This is a genomic window from Streptomyces sp. NPDC018031, from assembly GCF_044327625.1.
Lineage (GTDB): Bacteria > Actinomycetota > Actinomycetes > Streptomycetales > Streptomycetaceae > Streptomyces.
Genome location: NZ_JBIRFT010000011.1, coordinates 60,834 through 78,212 on the forward strand (window position 1 = coordinate 60,834; position 17,379 = coordinate 78,212).

A 17,379-nucleotide genomic window follows, 5' to 3' on the forward strand; every position below is an offset into this window, starting at 1 on the left:
ACCGTCACAGCTCGGCGGCGCACACCACGATGTCCTGGTCCTTCAGCGTCCACGCGTAACCCGCACCCGGGCAGCGCCGCTCGGTGCCGGGGGAGGTCCCCGACAGCACCGCGGTGACCCTGAACATGGTGTTGTTGAGCGGCGACAGTTCGCTCTTGCGGCACGGCTGCACGGCGAGGAGCTGGGTGCGCCAGTCCTCGTCCTTCCTCGCCTTCAGCGCCGGGAAGCACTGGCCGACCCGGAACTGCCGGCGCAGGCAGACCGCGATCTCCTCCCCGTTCACGTCGGCGTGGAGGGCGGCGAACTCCCCGGACCCGCCCTCCCGGGTGCACTTCTCCCGGCCCCAGCGCACGTCCGTCACCCGCATGTAGGCGTTCCGCGCGGTGCAGGGCACCGCGTGCAGCTCCTCCTTGGTCCACGGCTGCCAGAGCGCGAGGTTCGGGTCGTCGGTGCCCGCCAGATTCACGCAGTCCCCCTTCCGGACGTCGACGAACCGGTCGGCGGGCCGGGTGGTGACGACCTCCTCGGCGGGCGCCACCGGCACCGGCGTGCGGCTGACGGTGCGGCTGGGGACCGGGCTCGGCGTCCTGGGGTCCTCGGCCTGGTTCCGGTCCTCGGGGACCCGGTCGAGCAGGACGACCAGCAGCGCGACGAGCACGACGACCGTCGCCCCGAACACCGCCAGGCGGGCCCGCGAGCCGCGCCCGGCCGACCGGTGGTCCGGCGCGGGGTGCGGATCCGGGGCCAGGGTGTACACCGCCTGGTCGGTGTACCCGGCCGGGGGCCGCGATCCGGTGCCCGCCGCGGTGCCGCCCGCACCGGCGGCCGGCCCGGCCGGAAGAGTCTCGGCGCGGAGTGTCTCCGGGGCCGTGCTCCCGGCGGCTGCCTGCGGCCGGGCCGGGGCACCGGGCCCGTCCGGGGAGTGCGGCCGGCCGTCGTGTCCGCCGGGTCCGCCGTGCCCGTCGTGTTCGCTGTGTTCGCCGTGTTCGCGATGCCCGCCGAGCGCGGCACCGCGCTCGGCGTACCGGGTGATCAGCTGCCGCCACGTCCCGGGCAGCCACGGCGCCGCCCCCGTGGTTCCGGGCCGGGCGTCGAGCTGCCCGACCAGCGTGTGCAGCAGTTCCTCGGCGCCGATCCGGTCGGCCGGGTCGAACCGCAGGCAGCCGCGCACCGGTGCGTCGAGGTCGCGGGGGAGGCCGGCCAGCTCCAGCCTGCCCCGCGCCACCCGGATCAGCAGCTCCAGCGGCTCGCTCTGCGGGTACGGGGCACGGCCCACCGCCAGGTGGAAGAGCGTGGCGCCGAGCGCGTACACGTCCGAGGCGGGCGAGCACGGCTCCCCCCGGGCCTGCTCGGGCGAAGTGAACGCGACGGTCCCCAGGGTGACTTCGGTCCGGGTCACGTCCATGGCGTGCGAGATGCCGAAGTCGATCACCCGCGGCCCGTCACCGGGCAGCAGCACGTTGGACGGCTTCAGGTCCCGGTGCACGATGCCGGTGGCGTGCAGCGAGACCAGCGCCTCCGCGATGCCCGCGCCCACCCGGAGCACGGCCGGCGGGGGCAGCACGCCGCACTCCCGGACCAGTTCGGCCAGGGACGGCGCGCTGATGAACTCCGTGGCCATCCAGGGGAGCCCGGCCTCCGGGTCGGCATCGATGACATCGGCGGTGAAGGCCCCGTTCACCCGCCGGGCCAGGGCGATCTCGCGGGCGAAGCGCTTCCGCTCCGGCACCCCGAGCGGACCGTCGGACAGCAGGGTCTTCACCGCCACCGGGCGGCCGCCCCGCGAACGGGCGAGATACACCTCGCCCATGCCCCCGCGCCCGAGCCGGCGCAGCACCTCGTAGGGGCCTATGCGGTCCCCCGGCCGGAAGCCGCCGACCTGTCCCGGTTCGTCACGCGGCACGCGCGTTCCCCCTCACCGGCCCTGTGGAGGCCGTGCACCGCACGGGCCCCCGCAGGGCCGTCGACATCATGAACTGATCACCCTCGTGCAGACCAGGGTGGTGTTCCGGTCCACCAGCCACGCGTCCTGGCCCCCGCAGACGCCGCGCCCGGCGGCCGCCCGGTGCACCGCGGTCACCCGGGCCACGTGCTCGTAGTTGTTCGACACCGTCCAGTCGCAGTCCCACTTGGCGAAGGTGTGGCCGGTGCGGGTGCGCCCCACCGAGACCCCCAGGCCCTCGTCGCGCCGTCCCCCGACCCAGTCGCGCACCGGGAAGCAGTCGCCGACCCGGAAGACCCGGTTGACGCACAGGGCGCGGTCGTCGAAGTCGCGGTCGAGCCGGTACGGGCTCCAGCGGGCGGCGTCCGCCCCACCGGGGCACTTCCGGTCGGGCCGCATCGTCCGCGGGTCCAGCCGGACGATCCGGGTGATCCGGGTGGCCGCCCGAGGTGAATCGCAGGGCTCCCGCTCCGGCAGTCCGTCCGGCGTGAACTCGGTGTCCGTGTAGCGCAGGTTCAGGCAGTCGCCCTCCGACACCGAGTCCATGAAGGCGGCCGCCGCGGCGTGCCCGGCCTCGGGGGTGGGACTCGGGGAAGTGGTGTCCGGGGCCGGTGAGGTGCTGGTGGGTGATTCCGCCGCCAGGGCGCCGCCCTCGCCCTCCGGGGAGTTCCACAGCCCGGAGGTGAACGCCAGCGCCAGGACCGCGATGACGACCATGCCCAGCGCGGCCAGCGCGGCGGCGCGCACCCGGCGGGGCGGTGTGCCGCCCGCGGTGCCCGGCCCGCTCCGCGGCTCCCGGTCCGGATCAGGATCAGGATCGCGCCCCGCGTCCGGGGCCCGGTCCGGATCAGGATCGCGCCCCGGTTCCGGGGTCCGGTCCGCTGCCCGGGCGGGGCCACCGGGTACGCCGTGCCCCTGGCCGGGGCCGAGGGACCCGTACCGCAGGGTCGGCGCGGGAGCCGGGACCCGGGCGGTGACGTCTTCCGCCCCCGGCGCGGGCGCCGGCGGCGGACCGGCCTCGTCCGTCGCGTCCTCGGCCGGCGCCCGGTACCCGCGGATGTGGCGCAGCCAGCTCTCCGGCAGCCAGTCGCCGGCGTCGGCGGCCCGGGGCCGGGCGGCGAGGTCCGCGCGCACCGCCTCCACCAGCTGCCCGGCCGCGGGCCGCTCCCGGGGGTCCGGCCGCAGGCACGGCAGGACCACCCCGGTCAGCTCCGCGGGCAGCCCCGTGGTGTCGAGTTCCGCCCGGGAGACCCGGGCGAGCAGCTGGAACGGGTCCCCCTCGGCGTACGGCGGGCGGCCTACCGCCAGGTGGAAGAGCGTGGCGCCCAGCGCGTACACGTCCGCGGCGGGGGAGCTGCGTTCGCCCCTGGCCTGTTCCGGCGCGGCGAAGGCGACGGTGCCCAGGGTGACGGTGGTGCGGGTGATGTCGGCCGCGTGCGAGATGCCGAAGTCGATCAGTCGTGGGCCGTCGGTCGGCAGCAGGATGTTGGACGGTTTGAGATCCCGGTGCACGATGCCCGCGGTATGCAGGGCGGCGAGCGCCTCCGCCGCTCCCGCCGCGACCCAGCGCACCGCGTCCGCGGGCAACGGGCCGCAGAAGCGCACGAGTTCGCCCAGCGAGGGGGCGGGGATGTACCGGGTGGCCATCCACGGCACATCGGCGTCCGGCGCGGCGTCGATCACGACCGCGGTGTGCGCCGCACCGATCCGCCGGGCCAGCGCCACCTCACGGGCGAAGCGGCGGCGGCCCTCGCCGCCGGCCGGTCCGTCCACCGCCAGGGTCTTCACGGCCACGAGGCGGCCACCCGGCGAGCGCGCCAGGTACACCTCGCCCATCCCCCCGGCGCCGAGCCGCCTGATCACCCGGTACGGGCCGAAGGCGATCGGCTCCGCGTCCCAGGGGTCGTGACACCCGCCGAGCCCGCCCACCACAACGTCCCCCTCGTCCCCCGCCGGTGCTTCTCATCCTGGCACCGGGGCGGGCACTTCCACCAGCGTTCGCACGGGGTCCGCGGGCCGCGCGCCGCTGCCGCGGCGGCGCCCGCCGGCCCACCGGACCGGGGGACCGGGGGACCGGCGGGGCGCCGCGCCGCGGTGGCTCCGGCCGGGCCCGGGACGGAGCGCCGGCTCAACCGGCGACCCGCAGCAGCAACTTGCCGGTCGAGGTGCGCCCGCCCATCAGGGTGTGCGCGGCGGCGGCCTCCGACAGCGGGAACTCGGCGGTGACCGGCAGCTCCACCAGCCCGTCGGTGACGGTGCGGAACGCCCGCTCGGCGAGCGACCGCAGCACCTCGGGCGCCGTCTGCGCGAGGGTGAGGATGGAGAAGCCCGCCACCGAACCGGCGGACGTGGCCAGGTCGGCCTGACTCACCCGCCACGGTCCGGCGCCGCCGGCGTTGCCGTAGGAGACCAGACGGCCGAAGGGGGCCAGCGTTTCCAGCCCGCGGCGGAGGGTGTCGCCGCCCACCGGGTCGAGCACCAGGTCGACGCCCCGGCCGCCGGTGGCACGCCGGACCGCGCCGGGGAACGAGTCGCCGACGAACACCTCGTGGTAGCCGTGGGCGAGGGCGTACCGCGCCTTGTCCTCGGAGGAGACGACACCGAACACCGCACCGGCGCCGGCCGCCCGGGCCAGCTGCCCGGCCACCGTGCCGACACCGCCCGCCGCGCCGTGTACCAGCACGCTCTCCCCGGCGCGCAGCCGTCCCACTTCGTGCAGCAGGGCGTGGGCGGTGGGCAGCACGGTGGGGAGCGCCGCGGCGGTCCGCGGGTCGGTGCCGGCCGGCAGCGGGAAGACGGTGGCGGCCTCGGCGACCACCACCTCCGCGTAGCCGCCGCGGCTGGTGAACGCGGCCACCTCCTGACCTGGCGTCAGCCCCGCGACGCCGGGGCCGACGGCGCGGATCCGCCCCGACACCTCCAGGCCCGGGACGTAGGGCAGGGTGTCCACCCGGTAGCCCTCGGCCCGGGACTTGAGGTCCGCGAAGTTCACGCCCGCGTACGCCACGTCGACGGTGACCTGGCCCGGCCCCGGCTCGGGGGTGGCGTGCCGCGCGACGCGCAGCACCTCGGGACCGCCGTACTCCTGGAACTCGACCGCACGCATGGCAGCAGCCACCCTTCGACAAGTGTTCAATGAAATGCGAACACTGCGAGTGTAAGATCGTGATCGAACACTCGGCAAGTGGCCCGGAGCAGCCGCAGGTCACCACCGGTCGACCGGTCCGTGTCCACCTTGGGGCGTAGGCACGCGGAGGTACCCGCCAGGACCGGGGCCAGACCGCAGTGTGATGTGCCCGGAGGGCGGCGCGGCCTAGCGTCGGGCCATGAGCAGACTCTCCCGCGGCGCCGCGGTCCTGATGTCCGTGTGCGCCCTCTCCCTTCCGGCCACCACGGCCGCCAACGCGGCGGCGCCCGCGCCGGCTCCGTCCGCCGCCGGCCCGGCCACCGCCCCGGACGAGCGGCCGCGACTGCCGCCCACCACGGGCCCGTTCGCGGTCGGCCGCTCCACGCTGCATCTGGTCGACCACTCCCGTCCCGACCCCTGGGTCCCCGAAGCCGGCGCCCGCGAACTGATGGTGACGATGTACTACCCGGCGCACCGGAACACCGGGAAGCCCGCGCGGTACGCCACCGCCGACGAGATGCGGCTGCTCCTGAAGGGGTGGGGGGCGACGGACGACACCGCGGCCGGGACGCTGAGCGGCACCGTCACCCACAGCCGCGCCGGGGCCCGGCCGGTCGCCGGGACCCGCCCGCTGATCGTGCTGTCCCCGGGCTTCGCCGCCGGACGCTACTCCCTCACCAGCCTCGCCGAGGAACTCGCCGCACGCGGCTACCTCGTCGCCGCGGTGGACCACGCCTACGAGTCCTTCGGCACGTCCTTCCCCGGCGGCCGCGTGCTCACCTGCGTCGCCTGCGAGAAGGCGCAGAGCGACGACGACATGCGAGCGGCCGCCGAGGGCCGGGGCGAGGACGTCTCGTTCGTGCTGGACCAGCTGACCGGCGACCACCCGCGCTGGCGGCACGCCCACCTCATCGACAAGGAGCGGATCGGGATGGCCGGGCACTCGCTCGGGGGCGCGAGCGCGGTCCCGGCGATGGCGAGGGACGGCCGCATCCGGGCGGGCCTCGACATGGACGGCGCCGTCCACGCCCAGGTGCCGGCCGGCGGGCTCGGCGGCCGCCCGTTCATGCTGCTGGGCGCCGACGACGCGATCCACCGCCCCGGAGGCCGGGACACCACCTGGGACGCCACCTGGCAGCGGCTCGACGGCTGGAAGCGGTGGATCACCGTGGCCGGGGCCGACCACTACAGCTTCTCCGACCAGCCCGTGCTCGCCCCGTACTTCCCCCGGGCGGCCGCCGGCCGGCCGGCGGCGCAGGCCCCCGGTCCGCGGATGGTCGACCTCACCCGCGACCTCGTCGCCGCCTACTTCGACCGACACCTGCGGCAGCTGCCGCAACCCCTGCTGGAGGGCCCGCTGCCGGACTACCCGGAGCTGCGGTTCCACCGGCCCTGACCGGCGCGGGCACCGGCCCCGGCCGGACGGGCCGGCCGGGCCGGTGCCCGTCACCCCCGCCTGACGGCGCCCGCCGCGCCGCGCCCTGCCCGGCACCCCGGATCCCGCCCGGCGGGGCGGGATCCGGGGATGTGCGGTTCCGGTCCGTATCCTGGCAGGGCAACCGCCGGTGCCCCGCCGCGCGCGCCGCGAGTCCTCCCGAGCCCATCGGAGGTGCCGTGTCCGAACCCGCCCGTCCCGTTCGGTTTCCCGCCGAGCCCTGGCGGCTGCGCGGCGACATGTACGCCGCGGTGTGGGCCGTACCCGTCAGGGAACTGCCGCGCCGGCGGCTGCCCGCCGGGGTCCGGCCGCTGGTGGTGGGCGGCCGGTGCGCGGTGGTCACCTTCTGGGTCGACTACCGGGAGGGCGGTGACCTCGCCTACCGGGAGCTGCTGGTGGCCTTGCCGGTCCGGCACCGCCGCCGCGCCGCCGTCACCGCGGTGGCGGCGTGGGTCGACGACGAGCGGTCGATGGCCGGCGGGCGGGCGCTGTGGGGCATCCCCAAACGGCTCGGCACCTTCGCCTTCGGCGCCCCGGCGCCGGCCGGCCGGAGGCGCTCGCGGCGCGCCGCGGTGCGCACCCGCCTGCTCGCCGGCGGGCCCGGCGCGGCCGAGGGCCGGTACCAGGACCTGGTGCGCCTGCCCGGCCGGTGGCCGGTGCGTTCCCTGCTCGTCCAGCGGCGGCCGGACGGGACGCCGCGCGAGGTCCCGCTGCGGTTGACCGGGGCCGTCTCGATGGGGCGCGCCCGGCTGCTCGCCGACCCGGCCGGCCCGCTCGCCTTCCTCGGCCGCCGCCGTCCGCTGCTCGCCGGCGCGGTACGGGACTTCCGGTTCACCGTCGGGCGGGAGCGGACCCCGCCCGACGGGGGCGAGTAGCCCCCGGCGCCCGGCCGGCTCCGGTGTGCCGCCTCAGGCCGGGGGAAGCGGGCGGGCCACCGGACTGCTGACGTGCTGGTAGATCACCGAGCTGCGGAAGTTGACGATCTCCCGCCGCTTGCTGAACCGGTCCATGAGGAAGGCGTGCAGCTGGTCCACGTCCTGCACGGCCACGTGCACCAGGAAGTCGTCGCTGCCCGCCACCACGAACACCGACAGGACCTCGGGCAGCTCGGTGACATAGCTCTTGAAGCCCTCGATCACCTCCCGGCTGAGCGGGCGCACCTGGACCGAGAGCAGGGCCTGCAGGCCGCGGTTGAGCGCCCGCAGATCGACCGCGGCGTGGTAGCCCGTGATCACCCCGCGCTGCCGCAGCGCCCGCACTCGCTCCAGGCAGGTGGAAGGCGCGATGCCCAGGATGCGGGCCAGCTCCCGGTTGGTCTGCCGCGCATCGCGCTGCAGATGCTCCACGATCGCCGAATCAAGTTCGTCCATGACCGCCATTCTGTCGCACCTGCCGAACTCAATTCGTCTGCTGCGCTGATGAGCCGTTCTCTGCCCTACGTTCCTCGGAGTCGACCGAACGAAGAACGGAGAAGGCCATGGCGACTCCCTCTCCCGGGGCGGCCCCGCCGCCCCCGGCCCGGGCGCCGGAATCCGAACCGGGGGCCATGTCCGCCCCGGCCCGGGCGCCGAGCCGCGCGCCCGGCGGACGGCTCGGCGCCGCCGCCGGAACGGCCCTGTGCCTGGGGGCGGTTCTCGGGCCCGGTGTGCTGGCCCTGCCCGCGGCCGCCGCGGCGGCGGCCGGGCCGGCGTCGATCCTGGCGTGGCTCGGCCTGGTGGCGCTCAGCCTCCCGGTGGCCATGGCGTTCGCCGCGCTCGGCGCCCGGTACCCGGACGGCCAGGGGGTGGCCATGTTCGTCCGCCGGGCCTTCGGGCCGGCCGCCGCGGCACCGGTCGGCTGGTGGTTCTACTGGGCCGTCCCGCTCGGCGTGCCCGCCGCGGCCCTGATCGGCGGCGAGTACGTGGCCGCCGCGGCCGGGTGGGGCGGCCGCGCCGCGCCGGTGATCGCGCTGCTGGTCATCGCGGCCGCCGCCGGCGCCAACGCCGTCGGCCTGCACCTGTCCGGGCGCGTGCAACTGCTGCTCGTGGCACTGCTGGTGACGCTGCTGCTCGTCACCATCGCGGTGGCCGGGACGCACGTCAGGGCGGCCGGCTTCGCCCCCTTCGCACCGCACGGCTGGGCTTCGGTCGGCAGCGCCGCGAGCGTGCTGTTCTTCGCGTTCGCCGGCTGGGAGGCGGTCAGCCACCTGTCCTCGGACTTCGCCGCGCCCCGGCGCGACCTGCCCCGCGTCACCCTGCTGGCGTGGGCCGTCGTGGCCCTGCTCTACCTGGGGCTGGCCGTCGTCACGCTGGGGGTGCTCGGCCGGCGGGCCGGGACGACGTCCACACCGCTCACCGATGTCCTGGAACGGGGTGTCGGCGCCCCCGCGCACGCCGTGGCCGCCACCGCCGCGCTGCTGCTCACCTTCGGCGCGGTCAACGCCTACCTCGCCGGAGGTGCCCGGCTGGGGGCGGCGCTCGGCCGCGACGAGCTGCTGCCCCGCCGGCTGGCCGATCCCCGCGGTGGCGCGGGCGCACGGCGCAGCCTCGCCCTCCTCACCGCCGCCTGTACGGCCGTCACCCTGGCCGCCGCGGTGGGCGCGGTGGAACTGGACACGCTGCTGCAGGCCACGTCGGCCTGTCTGGCCGCCGTCACCCTGGCCGGACTGCTCGCCGCCGTCGTCCTGCTGCCCCGGCGCGGTCTGCTGCGGCGCGGTGCGATCGCCGGCAGCGGGCTGATCGTCGTGCTGCTGGTCTTCTGCGGCCCGCTGCTGCTGCTCCCGGTGGCGCTGGCCGCCGTCTGCGGCGCGTTCCGCGCCGTCCGGGCCCGGCGCCCCGGACGGAACCCGGGGCGCCGGGACGCGGTCCCGCGCCCGCGGACGGGCCCGCCGCGGGTCCGGCCCCCGGTTCAGCCGGCCGGACCGGAGACGAACACCGGCGCCTCGCCGGGGGACAGCCGGGCGTAGCGGACCGGCCCGGCGGGCCGCCGGCCGTCCGGCAGGGCGCCCCGGGCGGCCTCCTCGCCCAGGGCCACCAGTACCCAGGTGCCGTCGGGGAAGCGGGCGGTGACGGTGTGGCCGTCGACCGCGCACCGCACCGCGGGACGGGGCGGAGCCGTCCCGCCGCCTTCGAGGCCGATCAGCGCGACATGCACGGTCCGCTCCGCCGTGCGCTCGGCGGTCGCGCCGGGGACGGCGGACCAGTGGCCGAAGGCGCTGGTCCCCTCGGTCGGGGCGACGGTCACCGCGTCATGGCCGTGCAGCGAGACGAAGGTACTGGTGAGGCCGGCTTCGGTGGTGGCCGCGGCCCACCCCGGGCCGCGCCGGCGGCGCGGCGGGCGGTCTCCCGAGACCTGCCAGCCGCCGGCGTACAACGGCAGCCCGGCCGGCGCGTCGACCAGATGGGCGCGCAGCTCCCACGGGCCCCACACCACGCTCGCCGTGTCGATCCGGTACCCGGCGTCCTCGTGGCCCGGCCACACCGGTCGGTGCCAGGAGGCGGCGTGCCGGTCCACGACCCGCAGCCGGTGGATCCGGGTGCGGCCGGACAGCCCCAGCACCGGATGCGCCAACGCCACGTGGTTGTCGGGCGGACGGTCGGTCACCGAGGCCGGCAGGCAGGGGCCGGTGGCGGTGGAGTAGGCGAAGCGGGCGTAGTGCGGGTCGGCCACGGTACGGCCGGGGACGTGGTGGTCGCTGCCGTGGTTGACCAGCCGCACGATGCCGTCGGCGCGGGTGGTGGAGACCACGAACCCCGGTGCGGGCAGCGCCCGGACCTGGTCCGGGCCCTCGACGGGCAGCGGCCGTTCCACCTCCGTCCAGCACGGATGGCCGGGCGGCAGCAGCAGTCCGGCGAACGCCTTGGACAGCCAGTAGGGGGAGGCGGGGCCGGAGTAGTCCTGCACCATCGGCGGGAAGGGCGCGTACCAGCCCGGGGTGGGGATGCCGTGCGCGTCCAGGAAGCCGCGGTCCATGAAGTGCTTCAGCGCGCCGCTGGCGAGCCGTCGGGTCTGCCCCGGCGCCAGCGGGGTGGCCCCGGCCAGCGCCCCGGTCCACGGAGCCGCCGCCGCGGCGAACCGGTAGATCAGGGAGCGCCCCTGGTGCACCGGCGCCCCGTCCGCGCCGAAGAACAGGGCGAAGTCGGCCAGGAACCGCCGCAGGCGCCGCCGCAGGACCGGCAGCGCCGCGGCCCCCCGGTCACCGGCCATCCGGGCCCACATCACCGGGTAGTGGTGCAGCGCCCAGCCGCCGTAGTGGTCGAAGTTGTCGCCGCTGCGCGCGTCGCCGCCGTCCCGGTACCACCCGTCGGCCACGTGGAAGTCCTCGATCCGGGCGAGGCCGGCGTCGATCGCGGCCCGGTCGTGCGGGGCCCCGGCGCCGGCCAGGAACTCCCCGACGACCACCCGGAACAGATGCCAGTTGTTGTCCCACACCGGCAGCCCCCACACGCCCTGGAACCAGTCCAGCACCCGCTCCCGGACCGGGTGCTCCAGCCGGTCCCACAGCCACGGCCGGGTGAGGTGCAGGCCGATCGCGACCGAGCAGGCCTCGACCAGGGCCTGCCGGCACCCCTCGCCGATGCCCGGCCACGCCTCCGGATGGCGCGGGTCGGTGCCGGCCGCGATCCCGTCCGCGTACGCGGCGAGCAAGCCCTCCGGGGCCGCCCCACCGGTCCCCGCCACCCGGTAGGCGAGCAGCAGGAAGGTCCGGGCGAACCCCTCCAGCTGATCGGACGCCGGCCCCGAACAGGAGGGCCGGCCCGGCAGGACGACACGGGCTCCGGACGGGGAGGCGAACCGGTGCGCGGCCACCAGCAGCCGGTCGGCCACCGCCAGCCAGTGCTCCCTGGTGTACCCGGTGTACGGCGACAACTCCCGGTCCTCCGGCGGCGGTTCCTGGGCTGGCCGGACCACGGCTGGCTCCTCACGCTGGGGCCGCGCCGGACGGCGGCGGGTGGACGCCGGCCGTTCAGCATCCCCGGGCGGCGGCCCGGTCACAAGGACGCCGGTGCGGCCGGGCGGGTCGGCCGCACCTTTTTGGAGCGGTCGCTACAAAACCTGCTATGGTCCCGCTGCGGGGGCGGTGCGGATGCCGCGCTCATTGTGAAGCGTTCGCTTCAAAACCTTGGCACGACCGACCGAAGGATCCTCCTATGCCGCTCGCGGTGTACGTGTTGGCGCTGGGCATCTTCACCCAGGGCACCTCCGAATTCATGCTCTCCGGACTGCTGCCGGGCATCGCCGCGGACCTCGACGTGTCGATTCCCGACGCCGGTCTGCTCATCTCGGCCTTCGCGATCGGGATGGTCGTGGGCGCGCCCCTGCTGGCGATCGCCACCCTGCGCTGGCCCCGCCGGACCGCACTGGTCGCACTGCAGGCGGTCTTCGTCGCGGGCCATGTCGTCGGCGCCCTCGCCCCGGGCTATCCGGTCCTCTTCGCCACCCGCGTGGTGAGCGCCCTGGCCTACGCCGGGTTCTGGGGGGTGGCCGTGGCCACCGCGGTGGCCGCCGTCCCGGCGGCCGCCAAGAGCCGGGCGGTCGCCCTCGTCGCGGGCGGACTGACGCTGGCCACCATCGTCGGGGTCCCGGCCGGCACCGTACTGAGCCAGTTCTCCGGTTGGCGCGCGGCGTTCTGGGCGGTCGCGGCCGCCACCACGGTCAGCCTGGTCTGCACCCTGATCGCCGTCCCCGGAGGGAGGGACGCGGCCGAGCCGGTCCGGTCGGTCCGTGCCGAACTGCGCGGCATGGCGCGGCCCCGGCTGTGGCTGTCCTACGCCATCACCGCGTTCGCCTTCGGCGCCGTCATCGTCACCTTCAGCTATCTGGCCTCCCTGCTCACCGAGGTGACCGGTCTGGCGGAGGGGTGGGTGCCCGCGGTCCTCGCCCTGTTCGGCGTGGGCGGCATGGCCGGCCTGCTGCTCGGCGGACGCACCGCCCGGGAGCACGCCCTGGCCACCCTCGGCTGGGGCCTCGGCGGGCTCGCCGTCGCCTCCGCGCTGCTGGCCGTGGTGGCCCACGCCGTCGTCCCCGTGCTCGTCCTGGTCCTCCTCCTCGGGCTGGCCGGCTACGTCACCAATCCGGCGCTGCAGTCCCGGGTGTTCACCCTGGCGCCGGACGCGCCGACGCTCGTCGGCGCCACCAACACCGCCGCCTTCAACGTCGGCAACACCCTCGCCCCGATGCTGGGCGGGCTGGCCATCGACGCCGGGTACGGCTACGCCTCCGTCGCCTGGGTCGGCGCCGGGCTCGCCGCGCTGGGCTGCGCCGGGGTCCTGTGGGCCGCCCGTCTCCAGGGCGGCTGGTCCGACCCGGACGCCGCCCCGGCCCCGCGACCCGCCGCCACCCGGCGGGCGACGCCCGCGCACCGCTGACCGCCGCGCCCCCGGCCCGCGCCCGGCCCCGCCACCGACCGGACCGGAGCCGTCCGCCCGGGTTTTGTCTGACCGTTCCAGAACCCCTACTGTGAGGCCATGGCCAGGCCACGAGAGTTCGACGAGGACCGCGTCGTCACCGCCGCCATGGAGACGTTCTGGCGGCACGGCTACGAGGGCACCTCCACCCGGGCCCTGTGCGACGCCACCGGGCTGGGCCCGTCGAGCCTGTACAACACCTTCGGGGGCAAGCGACGGCTCTACCTGCGGGCCCTCCGGCGGTACGACGAGACCAGCACCGCCGAACAGCTCGCCCTCCTCCGGCGCCCCGGCCCGGCCAAGGACCGGCTGCGCGCCATGATGGTCCACGCCATCGACGCCGACCTCGACGAAGCCGACGGCCGAGGGTGCTTCGCCATCAACGCCGCGGTCGAGGCGGCCGCCGCGGACCCGGACGTCAAGGACGCGGTCCGGCGCAACTTCGACCGGGTGGAGGACGAGTTGTGCGCGGTGCTGACCGCCGCGCGGCACGCGGGCGAGATCCGCTCCACCGGGGACCCGCGCACCCTCGCCCGGCAGGTGCAGAGCACCTACTACGGCCTGCGGGTGCTCGGCCGGGCCCGCGGCGACCGGGCGGCGCTGCTCGAGACCGTCGAGAGCGCTCTGGCCGGTCTGTGACCGGCCGCGCGGCCGGCGCGCGCCCCGAGCCGCCGGCCCGCCCCGCGGGCGGTGCCGGTCACCGCGGGGAGCCGGCGCTCCCCTCGGCCGGGCCGCTCTCCGCCCCGGTGACGACCGGCAGTTCGGAGGGGAGTCCCCACTCGCTCCACGAGCCGTCGTACACCGACAGCTCGCGGTAGCCGGCCAGTTCGGCGCCGAGCGCCAGGACACAGGCGGTCACCCCCGACCCGCAGCTGAAGACGAATCGTTCCCGGTCCCCGGCCAGGGCGGAGAACGCCGTACGCAACCGTGCCGCCGGGAGCATCCTGCCGTCCTGCTGGATCTCGCCGAAGGGCAGATTGACCGCCCCGGGCATATGGCCTCCCCGCAGCCCCGGGCGGGGCTCGGGGGCCGTGCCGGAGAACCGCTGCCGGGAGCGGGCGTCGAAGACGGCCGCGTCCGGGTCGGCCAGGGCCGTCGCGACATCGGCCCGGCCCACCACCAGCCCCGGACGGGGCCGCGCGGTGAAGTCACCGCGCCGCGGTGCGGGTGCGGGGTCCCCGGACTCCAGCGGCAGCCCCGCCGCGGTCCAGGCGGGCAGTCCGCCGTCGAGCACCGCGGCCCGGTCGAACCCCATGGCACGCAGCATCCACCAGGCGCGTGCGCTGGAGTAGATCCCCACCGCGTCGTACACCACGACGGTGCTGCCGTCGTCGATGCCGAGGAGTCGCATCTCCTCGGTGAACCGGTCCGGACCGGGCATGGTGTGCGGGAGCGGGGCGGTGTGGTCCGACAGCGCCCCGTCGATGTCGAAGGGCCGCGCTCCCGGGATCCGCCGGTCGGCCCCGCGGTGCGCCCCCACCGAGGCGTCCAGGACCACCAGGTCCGGCTCTCCCAGCCGGGGCGCGAGCCAGTCGGTACCGACCAGGGGACCCGGCGGCCGGCCGGACGGGCCCTGCCCGCTCACCGCGTGCCGCCCCGAGGTTCCGGCCGGACCCGCGGGTCCCGGCATGTCGCTGCGCACCACATACTCCCCGAAGAATCGCTGCCCCATGGTCCGGTCGGCGATGATAGTCCCGGCCGCTGACGGTCGCGCCGCCCGCCCCGGGGCCGGGGGCGCGGCCGGGCCGGGTCCGCCGGGCCGTCGGCCCGCCCGGGGTGCGTGGCGGCCGGTGCGCCCGGAGCCGCGGGGTGGCCGGGTCGGGCCGCGGGGTGTCGACGGACAGGGCGCGGGCCCGCGCGACGAGGCCACCGAAGACCTGCCCGGCCTCGGCGGGCCGCCCGGCGACGACGTCCCGGGAGAGCGAGGACGCCGGCCCGGATCCCGGCAGGGCCGGGATGCGTTCGATCGCTGCTGTGCCTGCTGTGCCTGCTGTGCCCGCTGTGCCCGCTGCCCGCGGCCGGCCACCGCCGCCGTGGGGCGGCGCGAGTGTATGATCGTGATCGAACATCAGGTCAGGGGGCACCATGGCGGAACGCAGCGGCCACCGCGCCGAACCCGTGCACACGCACCCCGACGACGTCCCGCTCCAGACGGCCCTCGCCGCCCTCGCCGACCCCGTTCGGCTGCGACTGGTACGCGAGTTGGCCGGGTCCCCGGAGTGGACGCGAGGCTGCGGCAGCTTCGACGTACCGGTCGGCAAAGCGGCGCTGAGCCACCACTTCACCGTGCTGCGCGGCGCCGGGCTGGTCGAACAGCGCGACCACGGCCCCCGACGCCTCAACCGGCTGCGGAGCGAGGAGTTCGACGCGCGCTTCCCCGGGCTCCTCGCCCTCGTCCTGCGCGAGGAGTGACGGGCCCGCCCGGCGGGGGCCGGCCCGCGCCGGAGCGTCCCGCGCTCAGCCGTGCCGCTGCCCGGCGAAGGCGGCGTACGCCGGTTCGTCGAAGAGCACGAAACGCACCTCGCCGACGTCCGTGTCCGTGGCGCGCACCGTCTCCACCGCGATACGGGCACCGTCCTCCAGCGGCCAGCCGTAGACGCCCGTGGAGATCGCGGGGAATGCGACCGTCGTGGCACCCAGCTCGTCCGCGACCCGCAGCGCCGCGCGGTAGCAGGAGGCGAGCAGCGCCGAACGGTCCTCCTCGGCCGACCACACCGGGCCGACGGTGTGGACGACCCAGCGGGCGTCGAGCCGGCCCGCCACGGTGGCCACCGCCTGCCCGGTGGGCAGTCCCTTCCCGTACCGGGAGGCGCGCAGCGCCCGGCAGGCGTCCAGGATCTCGGGTCCACCCCTGCGGTGGATGGCACCGTCCACCCCGCCTCCGCCGAGCAGGGAGGAGTTCGCGGCGTTGACGATGACGTCGACGTGCTGCTCGGTGATGTCGCCCCGGATGAGAGTGATGGTCGTCATGGCCCCATCCTGCGGCACCGGGCCCCCGGCCGCCGTCTCCGCCGACCGGGCGGTGCACGCCGACCGGATCGGGACGGCGGCCTCACCCCGGGGGCGCGCCCAGCGGGTCGGCGGCCAGGGCGCGGGCCACCCCGTGCAGGTTCGCCGCCATGGCCCGCCCCGTCCGGTGCGACCAGTCGTGGCCTCGCTCCTCGTCCAGGTAGTCCGGTCCCGGGCCGGGGCCGAGGTGCCAGTAGGTCCAGGACTGCCCGGGGATGGTGTAACCGATGTCCCCGAGGGCGCCGTTGATCTCGCTGATGACGTGATGCGCCCCGTCCTCGTTGCCGGTGACCACGACGCCCGCGACCCGGTTGTAGGCGACCGGGCGGTCGCTGTCGTCGGTTTCGGAGAGCATGGCGTCCATCCGTTCCAGGACCCGCTGGGCGACCGAGGACGGGCGGCCCAGCCAGGTCGGCGAGGCGATGACGAGGATCCGCGCGTCCAGCAGCCTGGCGTGTACCGCCGGCCAGTCGTCACCGGCGCGCACCGCCTCGCTGACGACGCCGGGCTGGATGTCGAGATCCACCGCCCGGAGGTGTTCCACCTCCACGCCCCGGTCGCGCAGTTCGTCGCCGACGACCCGGGCCAGGGCATGCGTGTTGGACGGTTCCGGGGACCTCTTGAGCGTGCAGTTGATGATCAGTGCCTTCATGGCGGAACGGGTACCCGGTCGGCGGCGCGGCCCGCCCGGCCGGCGGCCGGACGGGTGAACGCCGGGGCGGTGGGCGGCCTCGGCGGGGGCCCGGCCGGCGGTATGCCCGCGAGGGCCGGCGCGCTCCCGGCCCGCCGGCCGCCCTCCCGCCCCGCCGGCCGCCCTCCCGCCCGGGGCGGCACCGAGCGGTGGACGGCGCCGCCCCGGGCACGTCCCCCCGGTGGGCCCGGACGCCGGAGCCGGGCGTCCGGTGTGCCCCTCCGGCCCCGGCGCGCCCTGCCTCGATTCCACCGGCTCCCGCGTCCCACCGCCGGGGGCCGGACGGCGCGGCCGCGGTCTCCCGCGCCCCCGCGTGCCCGGGCCGGCCCGCGCCCACCAGGCGCGACGGGGCCGCAGGGGAGGCCCCCTGTCGCTTCCGGTCGGACGCCTCTACGCTGATGTGCGCAGTCGGTTCGCGCCGCCGTACGGCGGCGCGTCGTAAGAGGGAACCCGGTGCGAATCCGGGACTGTCCCGCAGCGGTGAGTGGGAACGAACGCCGTCAACAGCACTGGTCTCCACCGGGGACCGGGAAGCGACGGCCGGTAGGTGTCCGCCGGAGATCCGGTGGACGTGCCCACGAGTCCGAAGACCTGCCACTGCGCGCGTGCGGTGCCGTACGCGCTGTTCACGGTGACCTCGAGGGCTGGGTCGGCGGTGCAGGCGGATCGACGCGCGCGAACGCGGCGCGTCCGCCCCTCCTCCCGGCGGGCCCCTGGGGCCGCACGACGAGGGAGGACGTGGTGGTGACTGGGCACCGTATCCGGGCCGGCTGCCGACCCGCGCACGCA

General features: G+C 76.5%; 14 protein-coding genes and 1 riboswitch. Of the genes, 6 read left to right on the forward strand and 8 right to left on the reverse strand.

The genetic code is table 11. The features are described 5' to 3' along the window. Positions 1-4: 4 nt before the first annotated feature. From ACH4B3_RS23060 to ACH4B3_RS23070, 3 genes are all read right to left on the reverse strand, one after another. Positions 5-1,903 (reverse strand): serine/threonine protein kinase, encoded by a 1,899-nt coding sequence (locus tag ACH4B3_RS23060; protein ID WP_398465498.1) that lies wholly within the window; start codon positions 1,901-1,903, stop codon positions 5-7. A 66-nt stretch (positions 1,904-1,969) separates the two neighbouring features. Then, positions 1,970-3,874, reverse strand: coding sequence for a serine/threonine protein kinase (locus ACH4B3_RS23065; protein ID WP_398465500.1), 1,905 nt, complete (start codon positions 3,872-3,874; stop codon positions 1,970-1,972). A gap of 196 nt (positions 3,875-4,070) precedes the next feature. Beyond that, a complete protein-coding gene (locus ACH4B3_RS23070; RefSeq protein WP_398465502.1) occupies positions 4,071-5,048 on the reverse strand; it encodes a zinc-binding alcohol dehydrogenase family protein in 978 nt (325 codons plus the stop codon). A gap of 220 nt (positions 5,049-5,268) precedes the next feature. Here ACH4B3_RS23070 and ACH4B3_RS23075 point away from each other — a divergent pair, with 220 nt between their 5' ends. Together ACH4B3_RS23075 and ACH4B3_RS23080 are read left to right on the forward strand one after the other, a co-directional pair. Beyond that, a complete protein-coding gene (locus tag ACH4B3_RS23075; protein WP_398465504.1) occupies positions 5,269-6,465 on the forward strand; it encodes an alpha/beta hydrolase family protein in 1,197 nt (398 codons plus the stop codon). 218 nt (positions 6,466-6,683) lie between these two features. Further along, positions 6,684-7,379 carry an acetoacetate decarboxylase family protein gene (locus tag ACH4B3_RS23080; RefSeq protein ID WP_398465506.1) on the forward strand — a complete coding sequence of 232 codons (696 nt, stop codon included), beginning with the start codon at positions 6,684-6,686 and terminating at the stop codon, positions 7,377-7,379. A gap of 33 nt (positions 7,380-7,412) precedes the next feature. Here ACH4B3_RS23080 and ACH4B3_RS23085 read toward each other — a convergent pair whose 3' ends face one another. Further along, positions 7,413-7,874 (reverse strand): Lrp/AsnC family transcriptional regulator, encoded by a 462-nt coding sequence (locus ACH4B3_RS23085; protein WP_398465508.1) that lies wholly within the window; start codon positions 7,872-7,874, stop codon positions 7,413-7,415. A gap of 107 nt (positions 7,875-7,981) precedes the next feature. On the opposite strand from ACH4B3_RS23085, the gene ACH4B3_RS23090 reads away from it, so the two are divergent. After that, the gene (locus ACH4B3_RS23090; RefSeq protein ID WP_398465510.1) at positions 7,982-9,448 is read left to right on the forward strand and encodes an APC family permease; all 1,467 of its coding nucleotides are present in this window, start codon (positions 7,982-7,984) and stop codon (positions 9,446-9,448) included. On the opposite strand, the gene ACH4B3_RS23095 is transcribed toward ACH4B3_RS23090, so the two are convergent. Continuing rightward, complete coding sequence (locus tag ACH4B3_RS23095) at positions 9,391-11,394, reverse strand: DUF2264 domain-containing protein (RefSeq protein WP_398465512.1); 2,004 nt, start codon at positions 11,392-11,394, stop codon at positions 9,391-9,393. The genes ACH4B3_RS23090 and ACH4B3_RS23095 overlap by 58 nt on opposite strands. 239 nt (positions 11,395-11,633) lie before the next feature. Here ACH4B3_RS23095 and ACH4B3_RS23100 point away from each other — a divergent pair, with 239 nt between their 5' ends. Both ACH4B3_RS23100 and ACH4B3_RS23105 read left to right on the forward strand, forming a co-directional pair. After that, entirely contained in the window at positions 11,634-12,851 is a 1,218-nt protein-coding gene (locus tag ACH4B3_RS23100) for a Cmx/CmrA family chloramphenicol efflux MFS transporter (RefSeq protein WP_398465514.1), read from the forward strand. A 99-nt stretch (positions 12,852-12,950) separates the two neighbouring features. After that, positions 12,951-13,529 carry a TetR/AcrR family transcriptional regulator gene (locus ACH4B3_RS23105; RefSeq protein ID WP_398465516.1) on the forward strand — a complete coding sequence of 193 codons (579 nt, stop codon included), beginning with the start codon at positions 12,951-12,953 and terminating at the stop codon, positions 13,527-13,529. A 58-nt stretch (positions 13,530-13,587) separates the two neighbouring features. Here the strand turns inward: ACH4B3_RS23105 and ACH4B3_RS23110 are convergent, their stop codons facing one another. Continuing rightward, positions 13,588-14,520 (reverse strand): sulfurtransferase, encoded by a 933-nt coding sequence (locus ACH4B3_RS23110; protein WP_398465780.1) that lies wholly within the window; start codon positions 14,518-14,520, stop codon positions 13,588-13,590. A 455-nt stretch (positions 14,521-14,975) separates the two neighbouring features. On the opposite strand from ACH4B3_RS23110, the gene ACH4B3_RS23115 reads away from it, so the two are divergent. Beyond that, complete coding sequence (locus ACH4B3_RS23115; protein WP_398465518.1) at positions 14,976-15,302, forward strand: ArsR/SmtB family transcription factor; 327 nt, start codon at positions 14,976-14,978, stop codon at positions 15,300-15,302. Between the two features lie 45 nt (positions 15,303-15,347). On the opposite strand, the gene ACH4B3_RS23120 is transcribed toward ACH4B3_RS23115, so the two are convergent. Together ACH4B3_RS23120 and ACH4B3_RS23125 are read right to left on the reverse strand one after the other, a co-directional pair. Beyond that, entirely contained in the window at positions 15,348-15,860 is a 513-nt protein-coding gene (locus ACH4B3_RS23120) for an O-acetyl-ADP-ribose deacetylase (RefSeq protein ID WP_398465520.1), read from the reverse strand. An 82-nt stretch (positions 15,861-15,942) separates the two neighbouring features. Then, complete coding sequence (locus tag ACH4B3_RS23125) at positions 15,943-16,551, reverse strand: flavodoxin family protein (protein ID WP_398465522.1); 609 nt, start codon at positions 16,549-16,551, stop codon at positions 15,943-15,945. A gap of 431 nt (positions 16,552-16,982) precedes the next feature. Next, positions 16,983-17,204: riboswitch (cobalamin riboswitch) on the forward strand. The last annotated feature ends 175 nt before the right edge of the window (positions 17,205-17,379 follow it).